Origin of the sequence: Arthrobacter sp. Soil762, assembly GCF_001428335.1 — a bacterium.
Classification (GTDB): Bacteria; Actinomycetota; Actinomycetes; order Actinomycetales; family Micrococcaceae; genus Arthrobacter.
In genome coordinates this window covers 453,968-476,649 of the sequence record NZ_LMSG01000001.1, presented here as the reverse complement: position 1 = coordinate 476,649, position 22,682 = coordinate 453,968, and the positions used below count along the sequence as shown (strand labels likewise).

Genomic DNA, 22,682 nt, shown 5'->3' with positions numbered 1-22,682 from the left:
ACCCATCCCACAAACCCAGGAGTACTTAGACCGTGAAGAGCGCTGTCGAGAACCTCACCCCCACGCGGGTCAAGCTCAATGTTGAGGTCCCTTTTGAGGAATTGAAGCCCAGCATCGACGAGGCATACAAGACTGTTGCTTCGCAGATCCAGGTCCCTGGCTTCCGTAAGGGCAAGGTCCCGTCCAAGCTGATCGACCAGCGCGTTGGCCGCGGCTACGTCCTGGAGACGGCAATCAACGAAGGCCTCAACGGCTGGTACCAGGCTGCAGTCCAGGAATCCGGCATCCGCCCCCTGAGCCGTCCCGAGGTTGAGATCACCGAAGTTCCGGACCCCACCTCCACGGACGGGGAACTGAAGTTCCACGCCGAGGTCGATATCCGTCCGGAGATCGAACTCCCGGACTACGCCGGCATCAAGGTCGAGGTAGCCGCAGCGGAATCCTCCGACGAAGACGTTGATAAGGCCCTGGACGAACTGCGCGGCCGCTTCGGCACGCTGAAGTCCGTGGACCGCCCGGCCGCCGATGGCGACTTCCTGACCATCGACATCACTGCCACCATTGACGGCGCCGACGTTGATTCCGCGTCCGGCCTGTCCTACCAGGTGGGCACGGAAACCATGCTCGAGGGCCTGGACGAGGCCGTGACCGGCCTCAGCGTTGACGAGGACGCCATCTTCGAAACCACCCTGGTGGGCGGTGACCACGCCGGTGAGTCCGCCCAGGTGAAGGTTGTTGTCAAGGCCGTCAAGGAGCGCGAGCTTCCCGAGGCCGACGACGACTTCGCCCAGCTGGCCTCCGAGTTCGACACCCTTGCCGAACTCCGCGAGGACCTGGCCAAGCAGGCCGCCGACTCCAAGGTTGTTGAGCAGGGCGTTGAGGCCCGCGATAAGGTCCTGGACAAGCTCGTTGAGCTCATTGCGGTTCCGGTTCCGGACTCCGTCGTCGACGAGCAGGTCGACGCCCACTTCAAGGAGGGCAACGGCCACGGTGAAGGCGAACACGACACCGAGGAGCACCGCGAAGAGGTCAAGGCCAACACCGCCCGCGCCTTCCAGAACGAAGTCATCCTTGACGCCATTGCCGAAAAGGAAGAAGTCAACGTCAGCCAGGCTGAGCTGATCGACTACATCGTCAGCGCCGCCAGCCAGTACGGCATGGACCCGAACCAGTTCGCCCAGATCATCGATCAGAGCGGCCAGGTTCCCATGATGGTTTCCGAGGTCCGCCGCCGGAAGGCCTTGGCTGTTGTCCTGGGCCAGGCCAACGTGACCGACACCGACGGCAAGACCGTTGACCTCAGCGACTTCGTCCGCCCCGGCGGCGAAGAAGAGGCTCCCGCCGCTGAGGCTGCTGAAGACACCAACGCCGAGACCGAGGCCACCCCGAGTGACGACCCGGCAGCCGTGAAGTTCTAGCACGCCCCTGGCAGTGCGACTGAAGGCAGCCCCCGGACCTATTGGTCCGGGGGCTGCCTCGGTTAACGGGCAGTCGCAGGGATCGTGCGCCGTCAGCGAACAGCGCGATTCCCGCGAACAAATCGGCCACCAAACCGGTTAGTGTCCAAGTAGTGAAGTTCAGTGATGTCACCGTCACCAGCGAGAGGTAAGTACACATGTCACAGCACGCAGAGGCCCCCCGGATGGCGACTGTAGATCCGGCCGCCCAGGACAACTACATCTACAACCGCCTCCTGAAGGAGCGCATCATCTGGCTGGGCTCCGAGGTGCGTGACGACAACGCCAACGCCATCTGCTCGCAGCTGCTGCTCCTGTCCGCCGAGAACCCGGAAAAGGACATCTACCTTTACATCAACTCTCCCGGCGGCTCCGTGACCGCGGGCATGGCCATCTATGACACCATGCAGTTCATCCCGAACGACGTCGTCACCGTCGCCACCGGCCTGGCAGCCTCCATGGGCCAGTTCCTGCTCTCCTCCGGCACCAAGGGCAAGCGCTACGCCACCCCCAACGCCCGCGTCCTGATGCACCAGCCCTCCGGCGGCATCGGCGGCACGGCCTCGGACATTAAGATCCAGGCCGAGCTGATCCTGCACATGAAGAAGGTCATGGCTGAATTGACCGCGGACCAGACCGGCCAGTCCGTGGAAACCATCCTCAAGGACAACGACCGCGACAAGTGGTTCACCGCGCCTGAAGCCCTCGAATACGGCTTCTTCGACAAGATCGCGGCCCACGCCGGTTCCGTCTCCGGCGGCGGCGGCACCGCCAACGGCACCTCCGGCGAGTCAGCATCCGAGAAGTAACCCGGCACTTAGAACACTTAGATCAGGAGCAACAAAAATGACTTACAACTTCGGATCGACTGCCGGTAATCTTCCGACCAGCCGCTACGTCCTTCCCCAGTTCGAAGAGCGCACGCCTTACGGCTTCAAGCGCCAGGACCCCTACACGAAGCTGTTCGAGGACCGCATCATCTTCCTCGGCGTCCAGATCGATGACGCCTCCGCTGATGACGTCATGGCCCAGCTGCTGGTGCTCGAGTCCACCGACCCGGACCGCGACATCACTCTCTACATCAACTCCCCGGGCGGCTCCTTCACGGCCATGACCGCGATCTACGACACCATGACGTACATCCGGCCGGAGATCCAGACCGTCTGCCTCGGCCAGGCCGCCAGCGCCGCCGCCGTGATCCTCGCAGCCGGCACCCCGGGCAAGCGCCTGGCCCTGCCCAACGCCCGTGTCCTGATCCACCAGCCGGCCCTCTCCGGCGGCCAAGGTGGACAGGCCTCGGACCTGGAAATCCAGGCCGCGGAAGTTATGCGGATGCGCGCCTGGCTTGAGGACACGCTGGCCCACCACTCGGGCCGCACCCCGGAGCAGGTCAACAACGACATTGAGCGTGACAAGATCCTGACCGCCGCCGAGGCCCTGGATTACGGCCTCATTGACCAGGTGCTTGATTCCCGCAAGATGAAGCCGCAGGCAATCACCAGGTAGCCAGCCTCTTCGACGGCCGGTGCGGTCCAGTAATTTGGGCCGCACCGGCCTTCGCTTTCCACCCTTGGACGCAATTGTGACCTAGAGTGGAAGATGTCACGGCCGGTCCTCCCAGGCCCGCTACGATTCCAGCAACGGTGCACAGCTGCCTGGCAGCAAGATACTAAAGGGGTTCACATATGGCTCGGATTGGCGAGAGCACGGATCTGCTGAAGTGTTCTTTCTGCGGAAAGAGCCAGAAGCAGGTGCGCAAGCTCATTGCCGGGCCCGGTGTCTACATCTGCGACGAATGCATTGAGCTCTGCAACGAGATCATTGAGGAAGAGCTCGCGGAAGTCGCCGATCTGGGAAGTTTCGAACTGCCCAAGCCCCGCGAGATCTTTGACTTCCTGCAGGAATACGTCATCGGCCAGGAACCCGCCAAGCGTTCCCTCGCCGTCGCCGTCTACAACCACTACAAGCGGATCCAGGCCGGCCACGCCCCCAAGAGCGGCAGCCTCGCCGAGGGCGGCCACCACGACGACGTCGAAATCGCCAAGTCCAACATCCTCCTGATCGGCCCCACCGGCTGCGGCAAAACGTACTTGGCCCAGACACTGGCGCGGCGGTTGAATGTTCCGTTTGCTGTTGCCGACGCCACGGCACTCACCGAGGCCGGCTATGTGGGTGAGGACGTGGAGAACATCCTCCTCAAGCTCATCCAGTCAGCCGATTACGACGTCAAAAAGGCCGAACAGGGCATCATCTACATCGACGAAATCGACAAGATTTCGCGCAAGAGCGAGAATCCCTCCATCACCCGGGACGTCTCCGGTGAGGGCGTGCAGCAGGCCCTTCTGAAGATCCTCGAAGGAACCGTAGCTTCCGTTCCGCCCCAGGGTGGACGCAAGCACCCCCACCAGGAATTCATCCAGATCGACACCACCAACGTGCTGTTTATCGTGGCGGGCGCCTTTGCCGGGCTGGAAGAGATCATTGGTTCGCGTTCCGGACGCAAAGGCATTGGCTTCGGCGCCCCACTCAACGATGCCAGCAACAAGGTGGACTCCTATGGTGAAGTGATGCCCGAGGACCTCCTGAAGTTCGGTCTGATCCCGGAATTCATCGGCCGCCTTCCCGTGATCACCACGGTCTCCAGCCTGGATCGTGACGCCCTCATCCAGATCCTCTCCACGCCGAAGAACGCGCTGGTCAAGCAGTACCAGAAGATGTTCCAGATCGACGGCGTGGAACTCGTCTTCGATGACGACGCCCTCAATGCCATCGCCGACCAGGCCCTGGAGCGTGGCACCGGTGCCCGTGGCCTGCGCGCCATCATGGAGGAAGTGCTGCTCCCGGTCATGTTCGACCTCCCCAGCCGCGAAGACGTGGCCAGCGTGGTCATCACCGCCGACGTTGTCCTCAGCAAGGCCGAGCCAACCCTCATTCCGCACGTGACCAAGCGACGCAAGTCCGCCTGACACGTCCGCCACCCTGCCTGACACTTCCGCCTTCCACTCCCGCATGCCCAGGAACAGAGGACTCACGCATGACTGAAACAACCATCAACCAGGCCGACTTCTGGTTTGATCCGCTGTGCCCGTTCGCCTGGATCACCTCACGCTGGATCGGCGAGGTTGAGGCTGTCCGCGACATCAAGACCGTGTGGCATGTAATGAGCCTCTCTGTCCTGAACGAAGGCAGGGACCTGGAACCCGCGTACCGCGAAGGCATGGACAAGGCATGGGGCCCGGTCCGGGTCATCATCGCGGCCCAGGAGCAGCACGGCGACCACGTTGTGAAGCCGCTCTACGACGCCATGGGCACACTGATCCACCTTGATGGGGAGAAGGACTTCGGCGTTGTCGTCAGCAAGGCACTGGCGGAGTGCGGACTCCCGGCCGGCCTGGCAGACGTTGCCACCACGGACGCCTTTGACACCCAGCTGAGGGCCAGCCATGAGGAGGGCATCTCGCTGGTGGGCCAGGACGTCGGCACGCCGGTTGTTGCCTTCAACGGAACCGCTTTCTTCGGCCCCGTGCTGACCCGCATCCCGCGCGGCGAGCAGGCGGGCCTGCTGTGGGATGCCACCGTCACACTGGCCTCGTACCCGCACTTCTTCGAGATTAAGCGCAGCCGAAGCGAACGTCCCGAATTCAACTGACGCAGACAGCAAAGAGCCCCGGACGAACTACTCTCATGTAGTTCTTCCGGGGCTCTTGCGCATCCGAACCGTCGGGACAACAATGGTTCTTACCCACTTCGAAAGAAGCGGGACGCAGGAACCAAAGATTCAGTGATATGTATCCGACGCAGCCATCGGCAAAGTCAGATACAAGCTACCAGTGACGAGGTAGGAAGACCTGAAGATCCAAGGATCCTGCCAGACCATCAAAGACGTCACGAGGATGGCCGAAAAGTCGAAGCCCCACCAACGGCAAAACGCTGATGGGGCTTCCCCTTTGCCCAAAAACAGGGCTGCTGCCCCGAAACGGGGCCTAAATCCGGTCAGGCCTTGGGCTGTTCCTCCGGAGCGGCCAGTACGACATCGCTGACGGTCAGTTCGCCGTCGCCTGCCACGAGGGTCAGTTCGCGGGCGTTCGAGGCGGCCTTCAGGTCGCCCAGTCCGGCCTTCAGCTGCGTGGTCAGGGATTCCGACGCCGTGATGGTGGCGGAGAGGACCTCGGTGCGCTGCTTGACCTTGGCCTCGGACTTTGCCTTGCGGACACCGCTCAGGGCCGTGCCAACGGTGGCAAGCAGGGTAGTGTCGCCGTCCACGTCCACTGCGCTGGGCCACTGTGCACGGTGTACGGAGCCGTTGCGCCACCAGCCCCAGACCTCTTCGGTGGCGAAGGGCAGGAACGGGGCGAACAGGCGCAGCAGCGTGTCCAGGCTGGTGGCGAGTGCTGCCAGCACGGAGGCCTGCTCAGCGTCGCCGGCGGCACCGTAGGCGCGGTCCTTGATGAGCTCCACGTAATCGTCCGTGAACTGCCAGAAGAAGCTCTCGGTGATCTGCAGAGCCCGGGCGTAGTCGTAGTTCTCGAACGCCTTGGTGGACTGGCGCACCACCTCGGCCAGCTGGGCCAGCACCGCGCGGTCCAACGGGTTGGTCAGGACCGAGAGATCGGTGGAGACCACGGAATTCTCCGTCGCGCCCAGGTTCAGGACGAACTTTGAGGCGTTCAGCAGCTTGATGGCAAGGCGGCGGCCGATCTTCATCTGCGCGATTTCGTACGCCGTATCCGCGCCGAGCTTGGCGGACGTGGCCCAGTAGCGGACGGCGTCAGAGCCGAATTCGTCCAGCACATCGGTGGGAACCACCACGTTGCCCTTGGACTTGGACATCTTCTTCCGGTCCGGGTCCAGGATCCAGCCGGAGATGGCGGCATGCTTCCACGGCGCGGCGTGCTGCAGCGCATCAGCCTGGACTACCGAGGAGAACAGCCAGGTGCGGATGATGTCGTGGCCCTGGGGGCGCAGGTCAAACGGGAACACCTTGGCAAAGAGGTCCTCGTCCCGGCTCCAGCCGCCCACAATCTGCGGCGTCAGGGAAGACGTGGCCCACGTGTCCAGGATGTCGGCGTCGCCGGCGAAGCCACCGGGAACACCGCGCTGGGCTTCGTCGTAACCCGGTGCGGCATCGGCCGCGGGGTCAACCGGCAGCTGCTCGTCCAGGGGCACGATCGGGGCGTCGTACCGCGGGTTGCCCTCGGCGTCCAGCGGATACCAGACGGGAATGGGCACACCGAAGAAGCGCTGGCGGGACACGAGCCAGTCGCCGTTCAGCCCGGAGATCCAGTTCTCGAAGCGGGACCGCATAAAGGCCGGGTGGAAGTCGATCTCGTGGCCGCGCGCGATCAGGCGGGCGCGGCGCTCTTCGTCGCGTCCGCCGTTGCGGTAGTACCACTGGCGTGAGGTGACAACCTCAAGGGGCTTGTCGCCCTTTTCGTAGAAGTTCACCGGGTGCATGATCTTCTTCGGTTCGCCGTCGATCAGACCGTCGGCGGCCAGGAGCTCCACTACTGCTTCCTTGGCGCTGAAGACGGTCTTGCCTGCGATGGCTTCGTAGGCGGTGCGGCCTGCGTCGGTGGTGATCCAGTCCGGGGTTTCGCCGACGATGCGGCCGTCCCGGCCAACGATGGCGCGGGTGGGCAGCTGGAGTTCCCGCCACCAGGTGACGTCGGTGAGGTCACCGAACGTGCACACCATGGCGATGCCGGAGCCCTTGTCCGCCTTGGCCAGCGGGTGGGCCTTGACCTCAACCTCAACGCCGAAGACCGGGGACGTGACCATCTTGCCGAACAGCGGCTGGTACCGCTCGTCGTCGGGGTTTGCCACCAGGGCGGCACAGGCTGCCAGCAGTTCGGGACGGGTGGTCTCGACGTAGATCTTTTCGCCGTCTTCGGTGAAGAACGGGTAGCGGTAGTACGCGCCGGCAACTTCGCGGTCTTCGAGTTCCGCCTGGGCCACGGCGGTGCGGAAGGTGATGTCCCACAGGGTAGGTGCCTCGGCCATGTATGCGTCGCCCGCTGCCAGGTTGGCCAGGAAGGCGCGCTGGGAGACTTCGCGGGAGGCGTCATCGATGGTCCGGTACGTCAGCTGCCAGTCCACGGAAAGTCCGAGCTGCTGGAACAGGCTTTCGAAGACCTTCTCGTCCTCCACGGCCAGTTCTTCACACAGCTCGATGAAGTTCCGGCGCGAGACGACGTCGAAGTCGCGCTGGTTCTTGGCGGGCTCGGCCGGTGCACGGTAAGCGGCGTCGTACGGGATGGCCGGGTCGCAGCGCACGCCGTAGTAGTTCTGGACGCGGCGCTCGGTGGGCAGGCCGTTGTCATCCCAACCCATTGGGTAGAACACGTTCTTGCCGATCATGCGCTGGTAGCGGGCCAGCACGTCCGTCTGCGTGAAGGAGAACATGTGGCCCACGTGCAGGGAGCCCGACGCCGTGGGTGGGGGAGTGTCGATCGAGTAGACCTGCTCCCGGGTGGTATCCGGGTTGAATTTGTAGGTCCCTTCGGCAAGCCAGCGCTGCGTGAGGGCAGCTTCGAGCCCCTCAAGGGCGGGCTTGTCCGGAACGTTGATAGGGGCGGTGGAGGGCGTGTCTGTACCCTGAGTGTCTTCAGCCATCTGGCAATTGTTTCATGGCCAGGACTTCATCCGGCGACATCGCTCCAAGCATGCCACCGGCCGGGGCCGTTAGGGTGGTGCCATGACTGAAGATTCACTGAACAAGGCAGCAGTAGTAACCGGCGCCAGCACCGGCATCGGCGAGGCTACCGTGCGGGCATTGCGGGAAGAAGGCTGGACGGTATTCGCTGTGGCGCGGCGCGCCGAACGGCTGGCCGCGCTGGAAGCTGAAACAGGCGCCGTCGGAATTCCCGCTGACATCACCGAGGACGACGACGTCGCCAGGCTCCTTGCCCGCGTCACCGAAGCCGGCGGCGTGGGGACGCTCATCAACATCGCCGGCGGGGCCCGGGGTGCTGACCTGGTGGGCGATGCCAACACCGAGGACTGGGAATGGATGTTCCGGGTCAACGTCCTCGGCACCGTGAAGCTCACCCGGGCGTTCCTGCCGATGCTCCGCGCCACCGGCGAAGGAACTGTCCTGAACCTGACGTCGACCGCCGGACTGGTGGCCTACGAGGGCGGCGGCGGCTACAACGCCGCCAAGTTTGCCCAGCACGCACTGACTGGTGCCCTCCGGCTGGAAGAGGCGGAGCACAATATCCGCGTCATCGAGGTAGCCCCGGGCCTTGTCCGCACCGAAGAGTTCGCGCTCAACCGCTTTGGTGACCAGGACGCCGCGGAGAAGGTCTACGAAGGCGTTGAGAATCCGCTGACCGCAGCCGACGTGGCAGACGTGGTGCGCTATGCCGTCAGTGCGCCGCACCACGTCAACCTGGACCAGATTGTGATCCGGCCCGTTGCCCAGGCCGCCACCCACAAGCTGATCCGCAGGCGTTAGGGAAGCTGGATCTCCAGGGTGGCGATCACGGCAGCGTGGTCCGTGCCGCTGACCGGATGGACCAAGTAACCCGAACTTGAAATGTCCGGGCTGGTCACCAAATGGTCCAGAGTCACGCCGGGAAGGTTGTAATCCCGCATCGGCCAGGTGGGGATGAGCCGGCTGCCCAACGCGGTTGCAACGTCCACCAGTTTCCGGCCGCCGCCGGCCCCCTCCAGCATCGCGCGGAATTCCCAGTGGTCATATGTCGCGTTGAAATCGCCCGCCAGAAGCGTAGGACCGGCCCCGCTGCTTGCCCGGGCCACAGCTGTAAGGTCACCTCGCCATTGATGAACGGCAATGTCCACGGGCGCGTGCGCGTGCACATTGATGACCGTCAGGCCGGCGCCGGCGCCCGGGACACTGGTCTCAAGCCGGACAACCGGCATACTGAACGCTGTGTCAGGGACCAGTCCCACCTCCTTTAGCCGGAAAGTCGAATAGACGGCGCTGCCGGCCGCTCCATTCCGGGGATGGGACACGCGGTGGGGAAGCACGCTGCCCAGGTCCGCACGCGCCAGCCGCTTCTCCAACTCCAGGCTGTGCTCCTGGACGGTCAGCAGGTCAACATGGTGGTCCCGGACCAGCCGGACGACGGCGGCGCTATCAGCACCTCCGAGCCGGGCATTGAGGTTCATGACCGTCAGCTTCGCCGCGGCTGGAGCATCCGGCCCCCGGACCTGGGGGTACCCTCCCTGCCGGGCCAGGAACACTTCCGGCGGGAACAGCCAGATAAGCTGTGCGACCAGCAGGATTGCCGCCGGCAGGATAGCCCAGGCACGCCGGCTGGGCAGTGCCAGCAACACGGCGGCCGCGGCGAGGAATGCCAGCCACGGCGTAAAGGCCACTACCTGTACCACAAGCGGCGGCCACGGCGCCGGGACGGCGCGGAACCAGGACACCACCACAACAGGTGCCGCAACCAGGCCGGCTGACCACAGCCAACCGTGGTGTGCACGATGGCCCATCAGGGACCGGAACAAATCGCCCGGGAGACTGTCATGGCACGAGTCTAAAGAGTCGCCGCCCTGGCGTCGCCCGTTGATTGGACCGGCTTTGCGATGAAGCCCAACGTTTACCGTCCCGTCGCACTCCGGCCAGCCCGCTGTGGCCTGACGTTGGCCGCAGGACGGCACTGTAGCAGGCGCAAACTGCACACCACCAGAGTGGAGATTCCTTCCTATGCGCACCCCGATGAAGCTTGGCGCTGCCGTACTCAGCGCAGCCCTGCTCCTCACTACTTCGGTCCAGGCCCAAGCCGCTGACACGAACCCCAACGGCACGGACAACCATTTTGATCTACAGGCCCACCGCGGCGGACTCGGCCTGACCGTCGAATCCACCCTGGCGTCCTTCGCGAAGGGCCTCGAGACCGGCGTGTCCACCCTGGAACTTGACCTCCAGATCACCAAGGACGGCCGCGAAGTCATCACGCACGACCGCAAGATCAGCAACAAGAAGTGCCTCGATACCGCGCCGGTCACGCCGAACGATCCGCAGTTCCCCTACGTGGGCAAGTATGTCAAGGACCTGACCTTCGAACAGGTCCGAAGCCTGGACTGCGGTTCGCTCACCCAGCCGCAGTTCCCGGGCCAGACGGCGTCTCCCGGCGCCAAGATGCCGACTCTGGCCGAGGTTTTTGAGCTCGCCGACGCCCACCGCGCCAGCCAGGTGAAGTTCAACATTGAAACGAAGGTCGAAGCCGGCGCTCCGGCGGAAACCGCCCCGCGCGAGCAGTTCATTGACGTCGCCCTCCGGGAAATCAACGCCGCCCAGATGCAGAGCCGCGTCTCCATCCAGAGCTTCGACTGGGGCTCCCTGCGCCTCGTCCAGCAGCGGGATCCGCAGATCCGCACCGTGGCCCTGACCAACAAGGACTTCCTCCAGGCCGGGCAGCCGGGCAGCTCGCCGTGGCTTGGCGGGATTGACGCTGACGACTTTGGCGGCGACCTCATCGCTGCAGCGTCCTCCCTCGGCTTCGACGCCGTCTCTCCCGTGCACGGCACCCCGCAGAACGGCAAAGTTACGGATCCGGGCTACGTCCCCTACGTCACCGCGGACATGGTGGAGCGTGCGCACGCCGCCGGGATGCAGGTCATCCCGTGGACTGTGGATGACCAGCCCACCATGCGGGCTCTGATCGATACCGGAGTTGACGGGATCATCACCGACTACCCGGACCGGCTCCGCGATGTCATGGCTGCTGCCGGAATAAAGCTGCCGCACCGCTTTTAGTCCCGTCCGGGCGGTTCCGACCCGCCGTCACTGCGTTTCCCTGCTCAGCAGACCGCGCTGTGCAGTGAAACGCAGTGACTTCTCCGGTAACATCGTCGTATCAGCTTCGACCCGGCCATCACCGGTGAGCTTCCGGAAGAACGCCCCGGCGCAAGGATCAGCACGCGTCAGGGCCGGTAGAACCGGACGGGTAAGCCCGTCACAGCAGTAATGAGCGGCCGGCGCACCAACAAGCTTCCCCCGGAGCATGGTGGAGTGCCGGTAAGTGAGGTGGTACCGCGGTAAGCGTGCAGTCCCAGGACAGCACAGGAGCCGTCCTCGCATCCTGAACGGAACCATCCAGCAACGGCTGAGTGGTTCACCAGCTCAACCCAGGATGTCGAGAATGACGTATTACCCCAAAGCCTCAGCTTCCCCTTCGGCTGCAGTTTCGAGCGGCGCTGCCGCCGGTGTCTCCGCCTCCGTGAAATTCCCGGAGATCGAAGAGCGCATCCTGAAGTACTGGGACCAGGACGGCACTTTCCAGGCCAGCATCGACCAGCGAAGCGCCGACGCCCCCGGCGGGCAGCCCGGCAGCAACGAATTCGTCTTCTACGACGGCCCTCCCTTCGCCAACGGTCTGCCGCACTACGGCCACCTGCTGACCGGGTACGCCAAGGACCTCGTGGGCCGCTACCAGACACAGCGCGGCCGCCGCGTTGAACGCCGCTTCGGCTGGGACACCCACGGACTGCCGGCTGAACTGGAAGCCATGAAGCAGCTGGGCATGACAGACAAGACCCAGATTGAGGCCATGGGCATCGATAAGTTCAACGACGCCTGCCGTGCCTCCGTGATGAAGTACGCCGATGAGTGGAAGAGCTACGTCACCCGCCAGGCCCGCTGGGTGGACTTCGACAACGATTACAAGACGCTCAACGTCGAATACATGGAATCGGTCCTGTGGGCGTTCAAGCAGCTGCACGAAAAAGGCCTGACGTACAACGGCTACCGCGTGCTGCCCTACTGCTGGAAGGACGAGACGCCGCTGTCCAACCATGAGCTCCGTATGGACGACGACGTCTACAAGAACCGCCAGGACCAGACTGTCACGGTGACGTTCCCCATCACGGCAGGGGAGTCGGCGCTGTCGAAGCAGCTCGCCGGCGTCCAGGCGCTCGCCTGGACCACCACGCCCTGGACGCTGCCCACCAACCTGGCGCTCGCCGTCGGGCCGTCCATCACCTACGCCGTGCTCCCCGCCGGACCCAACGGCGTCAAGGCCGCTTCGCCGGACGCGCCCGTCAACGGCAGTTTCCTCCTGGCCGCGGACCTGCTGGCCGCGTACGCCAAGGACCTGGGCTATGAGGATGCGGACTCCGCCGAGGCTGCCGTGACGTCAACCCACACCGGCGCCGACCTTGAGGGCCTGGCCTACCAGCCGCTGTGGAACGACTTCAGCGACGACGAAAAGTACGGGACGCAGAACGCCTGGCGCTTCCTCGTGGCCGACTACGTCACAACAACCGACGGCACCGGCATCGTCCATCAGGCGCCCGCTTATGGTGAAGACGACCAGAAGGTCTGTGAAGAGGCCGGCATCCCGGTGGTCCTGTCCGTGGACGAAGGTGCCAAGTTCCTGCCGCTGTTCAGCCACGGCGACCTGCACGACATCGCCGGGCTTCAGGTCTTCGAGGCCAACAAGCCCATCACCCAGGTGCTGCGCGCCCAGGGCCGCCTGGTCCGGCAGGCCAGCTACGAGCACAGCTACCCTCACTGCTGGCGCTGCCGCAACCCCCTGATCTACCGCGCCGTGTCCTCCTGGTACGTCGAGGTCACCAAATTCAAGGACCGTATGTCCGAACTGAACCAGGACATCAACTGGATCCCCGGCAACGTCAAGGACGGCCAGTTCGGCAAGTGGCTCGCCAACGCCCGCGACTGGTCCATCAGCCGCAACCGCTACTGGGGCAGCCCCATCCCGGTGTGGCAGTCCAGCGACCCGGAATTCCCGCGCACCGACGTCTACGGCTCCCTTGCCGAGATCGAGGCTGATTTCGGCCGCCTGCCGCTGAACAAGGCCGGCGAGGTTGACCTGCACCGCCCGTTCATCGATGAACTGACCCGCCCCAACCCGGACGATCCCCGGACCCCCGAAGAGGGCCAGTCCGTGATGCGCCGCGTCGAGGACGTCCTGGACGTCTGGTTCGACTCCGGCTCCATGCCCTACGGCCAGGTGCATTACCCCTTCCAGAACGAAGCCTGGTTCGACACGCACAACCCGGCGGACTTCATCGTGGAGTACATCGGCCAGACCCGCGGCTGGTTCTACATGCTGCACATCCTGTCCACGGCACTGTTTGACCGTCCGGCGTTCCGGAACGTCATCAGCCACGGCATCGTGCTGGGCTCGGACGGGCAGAAGATGTCCAAGAGCCTGCGCAACTACCCGGATGTCTCCGAGGTCCTGGACCGTGACGGCTCCGACGCCATGCGCTGGTTCCTGATGTCCAGCCCCATCCTGCGCGGCGGCAACCTGGTGGTCACCGAACAGGGAATCCGCGACGGCGTCCGCCAGGTCATCCTGCCGTTGTGGAACGTCTATAGCTTCTTCACGCTGTACACGAACGCAGCCGACGGCGGTAGGGGTTACGACGCGAAGCTCCGCTACGACGGATACGCCGACACCCTGGACCAGTACCTGCTGGCGAACACCGGTGACCTGGTCCGCAACATGACCGCCCAGCTGGACAGCTACGACATCTCCGGCGCCTGCGACGAGCTCCGCAGCTACCTGGACATGCTCACCAACTGGTACGTCCGCCGCAGCCGCCAGCGCTTCTTCGACGAGAGCGCTGACGCCTTCGACGCGCTGTACACCGCGCTGGAGACCGTGTCCCGCGTGGCCGCATCGCTGCTGCCACTGGTCTCCGAGGAGATCTGGCGCGGCCTCACCGGCGGCCGCTCCGTGCACCTGGCCGACTGGCCGGACGCGGACCTGTTCCCGGCCGACGCGTCGCTGGTGGAAGCGATGGACCGCGTGCAGCAGATCTGCTCCACCGGATCCTCGCTGCGCAAGGCCGCCAACCTGCGCGTGCGGCTGCCGCTGCAGGAACTGACGGTTGTGGCACCCGGCGCGGATGCGCTGGGAGGCTTCGCCGCCGTCGTCGCCGATGAACTGAACCTGCGCTCCGTGCGCCTGCTGGACGCCGAGAGCGCCTCCCCGGAGGAGTTCGGCATCGAGCAGAAGCTCGTGGTCAACGCCCGCGCCGCGGGACCGCGCCTGGGCAAGAACGTCCAGCAGGCTATCAAGGGCGCCAAGTCCGGTGACTGGTCGGTTTCCGATGCCGGACTGGTCATCGCCGGCGGCCTGGAGCTGGAACCCCAGGAATACACCCTGGAGACGGTGGTGGCGGAATCCGACGGCGGTTCGGCATCAGTAGCTGTCCTTCCGGGCGGCGGCTTTGTGGTCCTGAACACCGAGGTCACCCCTGAGCTTGAGGCCGAAGGCACTGCGCGCGACATGGTCCGCGCCATTCAGCAGGCACGCAAGGACGCCGGATTGAACGTAAGCGACCGGATCCGGACCACTGTTACGGCCGCTCCCGCCGTGCTGGAGGCACTGCTGGCAAACGCCGAGCTGGTCAAGACCGAAACCCTGACCCTGGAGCTGGCCACAGTTCCGGCTGAGTCAGGCGAACCACGCATCACCGTCGAAAAAGCAGAGGCCTGAGCTATGACTGACGAATTCTCCGTGGAAAGTGTCTACGCCGAGCTGCTGGGGCGTGCGCCGGAAAACAAGATGGAGCCGCGTCTCGCGCCGCTGTTCCGGGCCATGGACGTGCTGGGGGAGCCCAACAAGGCGTTCCCGATCATCCATGTGACCGGCACCAACGGCAAGACCTCCACGGCCCGGATGATTGAGGCCGGGCTGCGCGCGCACGGCCTGAGTACCGGCCGCTACACCAGCCCGCACCTGTCCAAGGTCACCGAGCGGATCAGCATCGACGGCCACCCCGTCTCTGACGAAACGTTCGTCCGGATCTGGGACGAGATCCGCCCGTACCTGCAGATCGTCGACGACGAACTCACAGCGGCGGGGGAGCCCCGGCTCACGTACTTCGAGTGCCTGACCATCCTGGGCTTCGCGATCTTCGCGGACCAGCCGGTCAACGTGGCCGTGATCGAGGTGGGTCTGGGCGGTATCACCGATGCCACCAACGTGGGCGACGGCCTGGTTTCCGTGGTCACCCCCATTTCCCTGGACCACACCGACCTGCTGGGCGATACCACCGAGGACATTGCCTATGAGAAGGCCGGTATCATCAAGCCCGGTGGATACCTCATCAGTGCCTCGCAGCCCGTTGATGCTGCGCAGGTGCTGCTCGAGAAAGCCAAGGACGTGGGAGTCCCGTTCCGGTTTGAAGGTGTGGAGTTCGGCGTCGAATCCCGGACGGTTGCCGTGGGCGGCCAGGTGGTGAGTATCCAGGGCATCGCCGGCCGGTACCCTGAACTGCTGCTGCCGCTGCACGGCGCGCATCAGGCCCAGAACGCAGCAGTGGCAGTGGCAGCCCTCGAGGCCTTCTTTGGCGGCGAGAAGGAACTTGACGCCGAGGTACTCCAGGAAGCGTTCGCATCCGTCACGTCCCCTGGTCGCCTGGAGGTTGTCCGCACCGCGCCCACCATCATCGTGGACGCGGCCCACAACCCGGACGGCATCAGGGTCTCGGCCGAGGCCATCCAGGAGGCCTTCACTTTCACCCGTCTGGTGCCGGTGGTCGGAGTCCTGAAGGAGAAGGATGCCGAAGAGATCCTGAGCCAGCTCAAGGAATCCCTGGGCGAGATCGCCCAGGAATACTGCTTCACCCAGTCCAATTCGCCACGGGCAGTGCCCGCGGCCGAACTGGCTGAACTGGCGGTGGAAATGGGCTTCGGCGAAGACAACATCCACATTGCTGAGAAGCTCGACGACGCCCTCGAATGGGCCGTGGAACGCGCCGAAGCCAGCGACGACCTCTCCGGCGGCGTGCTGGTGACGGGGTCCATTACCCTGGTGGCGGAAGCCCGGATCCTGCTCGGAAAGACGGAGGCCTAGCCGTGGCGAAGCTGACCAAAGCGCAGCGCGAATGGCGCCCGGGAATGCCCAAGAAGCGCCGGTCCACCAAGGTGATGTTTGCCTCCACCGTCCTGCTGCTTGAAGCGTTTGTGGTCTTTTTCGCAACACTGGCCGTCTTTGGACTCAGGCGCGGCGAGTTTCCGCCGGCGCTGATCCTGGGCATCGGCATCGCACTGAGCGTAGTGATGATCCTGGCCTGCGCGGTGCTGTCCAAGCCTTGGGGCGTGGGACTGGGCTGGATCCTGCAGATTGTGCTGATCCTTACCGGCATCGTTGAGCCCATGATGTTCCTGGTTGGCGCGCTGTTCGGCCTGGCCTGGTGGTACGGAATCCGCACCGGCATCCGGATCGATTCAGAAGCCGCAAAGCGCGAACGCGAACAGGCCGAGTGGAACGCGTCGCACGGGGCGGAGGGTGGCCAAACGGACTAGAAGAGGCCGTTGCCGTGGGGCAATGACTCCGGAATGTCCGCCACGACATCCCAGTGCTCGACGATCTTGCCTCCGTCGACCCGGAACAGATCGTAGAACGCGGTGGGTTTGCCGCCCAGCCGCCCCTCGGACTGGGTCAGCACGAACTCGCCCTCGGCGACTGAACGGTACAAGGTGTCGTACTGCATCGTGATGCCCTGTTCACCCCACGACTTCAACGCCGCACCCAGCCCGTCCAGGCCGTCAGCGACGCCGGGGTTGTGCTGGTCGTACTGCTCCGTGCTGATGAACTCCGTGATCCGGTCGACTTGCCCGCCTTTAAGGACCGCTTCGACGAAACCCACGACGACGGCGCGGCTCGCCTCAGTCTGTTCCGGTGCGGTGACTTCGGCCGGACCGTCGACCTGGCTCCGGCCGCTGGCGGTGCTGGGAATTGCCGGCTGGAGCGCGTCCCAGTGCTCGGCGATCCGGCCGTCCGCGACACGGAACAGGTCGAACGCCACGAGCGGATCCGGCCCGAAGCCGTGGTAGACACAGTGCACTGCGACCAGATCACCGTCGGCAAGCATCCTGGCCGGTTCAAAGCGGAACCCTTCGGGCAGGCCGGCCACCAGACCGCGCAACGCCCCCGGTCCGTCGGCGACCATGGCGCTGTGCTGGCGGTAGTCCGTTGCCCACCATCGGTCCACCGCCCCCAAGTCGCGGTCAATGAAAAGCTCGCTCCCCGCTTTCATTACAAGCTCCTTGTTGTCCATCGTCGGCGTCCTCTCTCTCGCATCCGGCCGTAGACGGCTGTTGGCGCGGCCACCTTTCAGTGTGTCCAGTTGCGGGCGGGAAGACAAGGGGGCATCCGGCTGGGACCTTCAAGGGTCACAACCCGTCCCATGGTGCTGTCTAAACCCCGTAAACTGGTGGGAAACCCACCCATTACGCATTGGAGCAGCTATGACCATTGAGCGCACCCTGGTACTGATCAAGCCCGACGGCGTTGCCCGCAACCTCAGCGGCGCCATCCTGGGCCGTATTGAGGCCAAAGGCTACACCCTCGCTGAACTGAAGAAGGTTGACGCCAGCCGGGAACTGCTGGAGCAGCACTACGAAGAGCACATGGGCAAGCCGTTTTACGAGCCCCTCGTTGAATTCATGCTCAGCGGACCGGTGGTGGCCGCGATCTTCGAAGGCCACCGCGTCATCGAAGGCTTCCGGTCCCTGGCAGGCACCACCGATCCCACCACCGCGGCTCCAGGCACCATCCGTGGCGATTTCGGCCGCGACTGGGGCCTGAAGGTCCAGCAGAACCTGGTCCACGGCTCCGACTCCGTGGACTCGGCCGAGCGCGAAATCAAGATCTGGTTCCAGGACTAACGTCCACCGCGATCTGCGCTAACGGACACCTGAGTCCACAGTGCGAACGGACACTTGAGGCCCCGGGAAACCGGGGCCTCCAGTGTCCGTTCGCGCTTGTCCGTTGGCGCCTGTTGTGCGTTTGTGCGGGGCTCGCGTCAGAAGCCCGAGGTTCCCGCAAACACCTGGATGAAGGCGAAGAAGATGCTGGCGATGACCGCCACGTACAGCAGCGCCGTGATGATCCAGCCCGATTCGCCCAGCACACGTGCAGTACCTGCCGGGACGGGGATGACGCCGTGGACGACGTTGCGGATGGTTACCCAGACGAAGAGCGGGATCATCGCGGCCCAGACGATCATGCAGAACGGGCACAGGATATGGATGTCGTAAAGTGCCTGGGACCAGAGCCACACCACAAACGCGAAGCCGAGCGTGACGCCGGCCTGGAGACCTGTCCAGTACCAGCGGGCGAAGGTGGCGCCGGACAGCAGGGCCATGCCCACGGTGATGATGACGGCGAACGCAACGATGCCAATGAACATGTTGGGGAACCCGAACGCCGAGCTCTGCCACGTCTGCATGACCTGACCGCAGGAGATCCACGGATTAACGTCGCAGGCCGTTACGTGATTCGGATCCTCGAGGACAGCGAGCTTTTCCAGGACCAGCGCCCCCGAGGCAAGCCAGCCGATGGCGCCGGTGACTACCATCAGCCAGCCAAGGGGCCGGTTACGTGCCATCGGCGGCACAGTCCCGGGCGTGGCGGGAAACGGCTCCGCCGCAGGGGAGGCAGCCGGCGTGTCGGTGCCGTGGGAGGAAATGCTGGGCATGGTGTGTGGCGTCCTTTGCTTCGGGTGCTCCTTGCCCCGATTGTAACGCCGGTGACTGGAAGCAGCATTCAGTCAGCGCCGTCAGGTACCGATCCGTTGCCCGTGGTTCCGCCGCCTTTCAGCCCGGGTGTGAGAGAATGAACATGGCTGGAGGCCGACCCACATTCGGACTCCGGTCCGGTGGCTTGTTTCAAGACCGCCAATGATGAGCAGGGCAGGCTTCGGATTCTCTGATCCGGCTTCCCGCAATTCCATTGGTCGGCACCTGGTTGTGGCGTTTAGAACAACGGGTTTCAGGACACAGCCGACGGCTCCCACGGGCTGCCGCACCCCTCTGCCGGTGCGAACCTGGGAGTATCCACTTGACTTCTGTCAACGCCTGCGGGTTTTGACAATATGTGCCCCAATGGGTGCCGGATGTGGCGGTACGTCAGGGGCAGGAGTGTTGCCACATATGGAAAACGAACAAACACCAGCCGTTAATGATGAAGCCGTCGCCGAGGCTGCGGAAGCGCCCAAGAAGGCCACCCGGACACGTCGGAAGGCGGTACCGAAGGCCGCAGAGGCCGCACCGGTGAATGACGCCGCCGAGACTGAGGCTGCGACGGACGCCGCACCGGAGCCTAAGGCACCGGTCCGCCGGACCCGCGCACGTAAGACGGTGGTCGCCGCCGAACCGTTGCCGGCCTTCGCTGCTGAGGTTCTGGAAGCACCTGCCGCCGTTGTTACCGAGACCGCCGTAGAGACTGCCGCGGTGGGGACTGCCGCCGTCGAACCCGAGGCCGCAGCCCCTGAGGCTGCAGCGGAGACCAAGCCTGTCCGCCGCCGCCGCGTGGCCACCCGCAAAACCTCGGCCCCCGACGTCGCTCCCGCGGCCGTCGACCAAACGGCTCCGGAACAGGCAGCCCCTGAAACTGCGGCAACGCCGGCCCCGGAAGCAGAGGAAGTCGCCGTATCGGAGGCCACCGCGCCCGCAGCCGCCGTCGCCCCCGTCAACGCTGCCGCCGCGCCGGCTGAAGAGCCAGCTGCTGCTGAGACTGCCAGCCCGTTCAGTTCACTGTTCCTTGAGCCGGCGTCCACCACATCGGTGCTTTTCCAGGCCCCCGACCTCAGCACGGTGGTCCGCCCCGCGCCGGTTGCTGCCGTGGTTGAAGAGCCGGAAGAGGACGACGTCGAAGAAGGCGAAACGGACGACGCCAACGGCCGCCGCAGGCGCCGCAGCCGTGGTCGCCGTGGTCGCAGCCGCACAGGCGAAAGCGATGCTGACGGGGATAACGAAGGCGACGAAGGCGCAGCCGAAGAAACAGATGAGGAGTCCGCCGGGCGGGCCGATGAGGGCGTGACGTCCCGCCGTCGTCGTCGCCGCCGCCGTGGCGACCAGGATCTGGAACTGACCGGAGGCGAAGGCGACGACCCGCCCAACACGGTGACCCGCGTCCGCGCACCGCGCGCCGCGACCGAAGCGCCGGTCAACAACCGCGTCACGTCCGTCAAGGGCTCCACCCGCCTCGAAGCCAAGAAGCAGCGCCGCCGCGAGTCCCGCGACACCGGCCGCCGCCGCACCGTCATCACCGAGGCCGAGTTCCTGGCCCGCCGTGAATCCGTCGACCGGCAGATGATTGTCCGCCAGCGCGACGACAGAATCCAGATCGGCGTCCTCGAAGACGGCGTCCTGGCCGAGCACTTTGTCTCCAAGACCCAGCAGGACTCCCTGATCGGCAACGTTTACCTCGGCAAGGTGCAGAACGTCCTGCCGTCCATGGAAGCGGCGTTTGTTGACATCGGACGCGGCCGCAACGCCGTCCTGTACGCCGGTGAAGTGAACTGGGAAGCCGTTAACCTCGAAGGCAAGCAGCGCCGGATCGAAAATGCGCTCAAGTCCGGCGACACCGTCCTGGTCCAGGTCACCAAGGATCCCGTGGGCCACAAGGGTGCACGCCTGACCAGCCAGATCTCGCTGCCCGGCCGCTACCTGGTCTATGTGCCCGGAGGCTCCATGACCGGAATCTCCCGCAAACTGCCCGACGTCGAGCGAAACCGCCTCAAGCGCATCCTCAAGGACCGCCTCCCGGAGCACGCCGGCGTCATCGTCCGCACCGCTGCCGAAGGCGCCTCGGAAGAGGAGCTCACGCACGACATCAACCGGCTGCGCGCGCAGTGGGAGGGCATCGAAAGCCAGTCCACGTCCACCAAGATCCTTGCGCCGGAGCTGCTCTACGGCGAACCTGACCTCACCATCAAGGTGGTCCGTGATGTCTTCAACGAGGACTTCTCCAAGCTGATCGTCTCCGGTGAAGAGGCCTGGGACACCATCGAGGCCTACGTCACCTACGTGGCCCCGGATCTCGTGGGCCGCCTGGAAAAGTGGACCAAGGACCAGGACATCTTCGCTGCGTGGCGGATCGATGAGCAGATCCACAAGGCCCTGGAACGCAAGGTCTTCCTGCCTTCGGGCGGCTCGCTGGTGATCGACCGCACCGAAGCCATGACCGTGGTGGACGTCAATACCGGCAAGTTCACCGGCAGCGGCGGCAACCTCGAGGAAACCGTCACCAAGAACAACCTCGAGGCAGCTGAAGAAGTGGTCCGGCAGCTCCGGCTCCGCGACATCGGCGGCATCATCGTCATCGACTTCATCGACATGGTCCTCGAATCCAACCGCGACCTTGTCCTGCGCCGCATGGTGGAATGCCTGGGCCGCGACCGGACCAAGCACCAGGTGGCCGAAGTGACCTCGCTGGGCCTCGTGCAGATGACGCGCAAGCGCATGGGCACCGGGCTCCTGGAAGTCTTCGGCGAGCAGTGTGAAACCTGTGCAGGCCGCGGAATCGTCACCCACGACGACCCCGTGGAACACCGCCGCGCCAACACGGTAGCCGCTGAGCACCACGTGCAGCGGGTTGACAGCCGCCCGGAACCCCAGCGCACCGACAGCGTGCGGACTGACAGCCAGCGCCCGGACAGCCAGCCGGGTGGCCGCACTGACCGGAAGCGCCGCCGCGGACGGGGCGGCCAGGCGCTGGAAACAGCACCGGCAGCTCCGGTGCAGATCCACACGGTCCACCCGGAAGCCAGCGATGCCGAGCGCCATGCGAAGGCGGAGGCCACGCGGGCAGCGCTTGCGAACATTGCGGCCGCAGCCCACGCTGCGCATCTGCATGACGACGAGGTGGCTCACGCATCAGCTGCCGCGGGACGGCAGCCTGCGGCTCCGGTGCCGGCTCCGGTTGGGCAGTCCGAAACGGACTCCAACGGCCGCCCGGCCGCAGTGCTGACATTCGGCGGCGAGCAGGTGGTGCTTCCGTTCGTTGCGCACCACGATGACCAGCCGCACGCACCTGCCCTGACACTTGACCGCCTCGCGGAGGCCTTCGCCCACCTTGGTGAGCCGGCTCCTGTAGCGGAAAGCACGCCGCCGGCAGTCCAGGCAACTGAAAGCCGGGCGGCCGAACCTGCCCGCCAGCAGCAGCCAGCCGCGGCGGAGAAGGATTACTCCGACCACACCGAGGAGCCCCGCGCCCGCCGTCCCCGGCGGAACCGGAGTGCCAGCCGTGCCCAGGGCGCAGCCAACGCCACGTCCGTAGAACATCACGAAGCCGCTCCGGTGGCTGCCGCCGGACACACCCACGCCGCCAAGGCGCCGGAGCCCGTCAAGGCTCCTGTGGCCGACAAACCGGTTGCCGCCAACGCGCCCATCATCCTGGGCGTAGGAGTTCCGGCCTCGGAGCTCTGACCAAGCAGTAGGGCAAGCCAAGACAACGGCGCCCGGACGTGCCTGTGAATCACAGGCTGCGT

At 65.0% G+C, this 22,682-nt stretch carries 16 protein-coding genes; 12 read left to right on the top strand and 4 right to left on the bottom strand.

From position 1 onward, the window contains the following. Positions 1–32 precede the first annotated feature (32 nt). The 5 genes from tig to ASG77_RS02175 all read left to right on the top strand — a co-directional run bounded on the left by tig (position 33) and on the right by ASG77_RS02175 (position 5,106). Positions 33–1,418, top strand: coding sequence for a trigger factor (tig, locus tag ASG77_RS02195; RefSeq protein WP_056340584.1), 1,386 nt, complete (start codon positions 33–35; stop codon positions 1,416–1,418). Positions 1,419–1,642: 224 nt separating this feature from the next. Beyond that, entirely contained in the window at positions 1,643–2,266 is a 624-nt protein-coding gene (locus ASG77_RS02190) for an ATP-dependent Clp protease proteolytic subunit (protein ID WP_056340581.1), read from the top strand. A 37-nt stretch (positions 2,267–2,303) separates the two neighbouring features. Continuing rightward, positions 2,304–2,963: an ATP-dependent Clp protease proteolytic subunit gene (locus ASG77_RS02185; RefSeq protein ID WP_056340578.1), complete on the top strand. Its 660-nt coding sequence runs from the start codon at positions 2,304–2,306 to the stop codon at positions 2,961–2,963. Positions 2,964–3,142: 179 nt separating this feature from the next. Next, positions 3,143–4,423: an ATP-dependent Clp protease ATP-binding subunit ClpX gene (clpX, locus tag ASG77_RS02180; RefSeq protein ID WP_056340575.1), complete on the top strand. Its 1,281-nt coding sequence runs from the start codon at positions 3,143–3,145 to the stop codon at positions 4,421–4,423. Positions 4,424–4,491: 68 nt separating this feature from the next. Continuing rightward, a complete protein-coding gene (locus tag ASG77_RS02175; RefSeq protein ID WP_056340571.1) occupies positions 4,492–5,106 on the top strand; it encodes a mycothiol-dependent nitroreductase Rv2466c family protein in 615 nt (204 codons plus the stop codon). 344 nt (positions 5,107–5,450) lie between these two features. Here ASG77_RS02175 and valS read toward each other — a convergent pair whose 3' ends face one another. Further along, positions 5,451–8,069, bottom strand: a complete 2,619-nt coding sequence (gene valS, locus ASG77_RS02170; protein ID WP_056340568.1) for a valine--tRNA ligase — start codon at positions 8,067–8,069, stop codon at positions 5,451–5,453. An 82-nt stretch (positions 8,070–8,151) separates the two neighbouring features. Here valS and ASG77_RS02165 point away from each other — a divergent pair, with 82 nt between their 5' ends. Continuing rightward, positions 8,152–8,910, top strand: coding sequence for an SDR family oxidoreductase (locus ASG77_RS02165; RefSeq protein WP_056340566.1), 759 nt, complete (start codon positions 8,152–8,154; stop codon positions 8,908–8,910). Here the strand turns inward: ASG77_RS02165 and ASG77_RS02160 are convergent. Further along, positions 8,907–9,917, bottom strand: coding sequence for an endonuclease/exonuclease/phosphatase family protein (locus ASG77_RS02160; RefSeq protein ID WP_056341550.1), 1,011 nt, complete (start codon positions 9,915–9,917; stop codon positions 8,907–8,909). The two genes, ASG77_RS02165 and ASG77_RS02160, sit on opposite strands and share 4 nt — an antisense overlap. Positions 9,918–10,131: 214 nt before the next feature. Between ASG77_RS02160 and ASG77_RS02155 the strand changes: the two genes are divergently transcribed. The 4 genes from ASG77_RS02155 (at position 10,132) to ASG77_RS02140 (ending at position 16,710) form a co-directional block, all read left to right on the top strand. Further along, complete coding sequence (locus ASG77_RS02155; protein WP_056340563.1) at positions 10,132–11,184, top strand: glycerophosphodiester phosphodiesterase; 1,053 nt, start codon at positions 10,132–10,134, stop codon at positions 11,182–11,184. A 385-nt stretch (positions 11,185–11,569) separates the two neighbouring features. Further along, positions 11,570–14,896 carry an isoleucine--tRNA ligase gene (gene ileS / locus ASG77_RS02150; RefSeq protein WP_056340561.1) on the top strand — a complete coding sequence of 1,109 codons (3,327 nt, stop codon included), beginning with the start codon at positions 11,570–11,572 and terminating at the stop codon, positions 14,894–14,896. A gap of 3 nt (positions 14,897–14,899) precedes the next feature. After that, the gene (locus ASG77_RS02145) at positions 14,900–16,258 is read left to right on the top strand and encodes a bifunctional folylpolyglutamate synthase/dihydrofolate synthase (RefSeq protein WP_056340558.1); all 1,359 of its coding nucleotides are present in this window, start codon (positions 14,900–14,902) and stop codon (positions 16,256–16,258) included. A gap of 2 nt (positions 16,259–16,260) precedes the next feature. Next, positions 16,261–16,710: a DUF4233 domain-containing protein gene (locus tag ASG77_RS02140; RefSeq protein ID WP_056340555.1), complete on the top strand. Its 450-nt coding sequence runs from the start codon at positions 16,261–16,263 to the stop codon at positions 16,708–16,710. Here the strand turns inward: ASG77_RS02140 and ASG77_RS02135 are convergent. Then, positions 16,707–17,444: a nuclear transport factor 2 family protein gene (locus ASG77_RS02135; protein ID WP_200950612.1), complete on the bottom strand. Its 738-nt coding sequence runs from the start codon at positions 17,442–17,444 to the stop codon at positions 16,707–16,709. The two genes, ASG77_RS02140 and ASG77_RS02135, sit on opposite strands and share 4 nt — an antisense overlap. 211 nt (positions 17,445–17,655) lie before the next feature. On the opposite strand from ASG77_RS02135, the gene ndk reads away from it, so the two are divergent. Further along, entirely contained in the window at positions 17,656–18,075 is a 420-nt protein-coding gene (gene ndk / locus ASG77_RS02130; protein ID WP_056340550.1) for a nucleoside-diphosphate kinase, read from the top strand. 137 nt (positions 18,076–18,212) lie between these two features. Here the strand turns inward: ndk and ASG77_RS02125 are convergent, their stop codons facing one another. Continuing rightward, positions 18,213–18,887, bottom strand: coding sequence for a vitamin K epoxide reductase family protein (locus ASG77_RS02125; protein WP_056340548.1), 675 nt, complete (start codon positions 18,885–18,887; stop codon positions 18,213–18,215). A gap of 454 nt (positions 18,888–19,341) precedes the next feature. Here ASG77_RS02125 and ASG77_RS02120 point away from each other — a divergent pair, with 454 nt between their 5' ends. Continuing rightward, positions 19,342–22,620, top strand: a complete 3,279-nt coding sequence (locus tag ASG77_RS02120) for an Rne/Rng family ribonuclease (protein ID WP_056340545.1) — start codon at positions 19,342–19,344, stop codon at positions 22,618–22,620. Positions 22,621–22,682 lie beyond the last annotated feature (62 nt).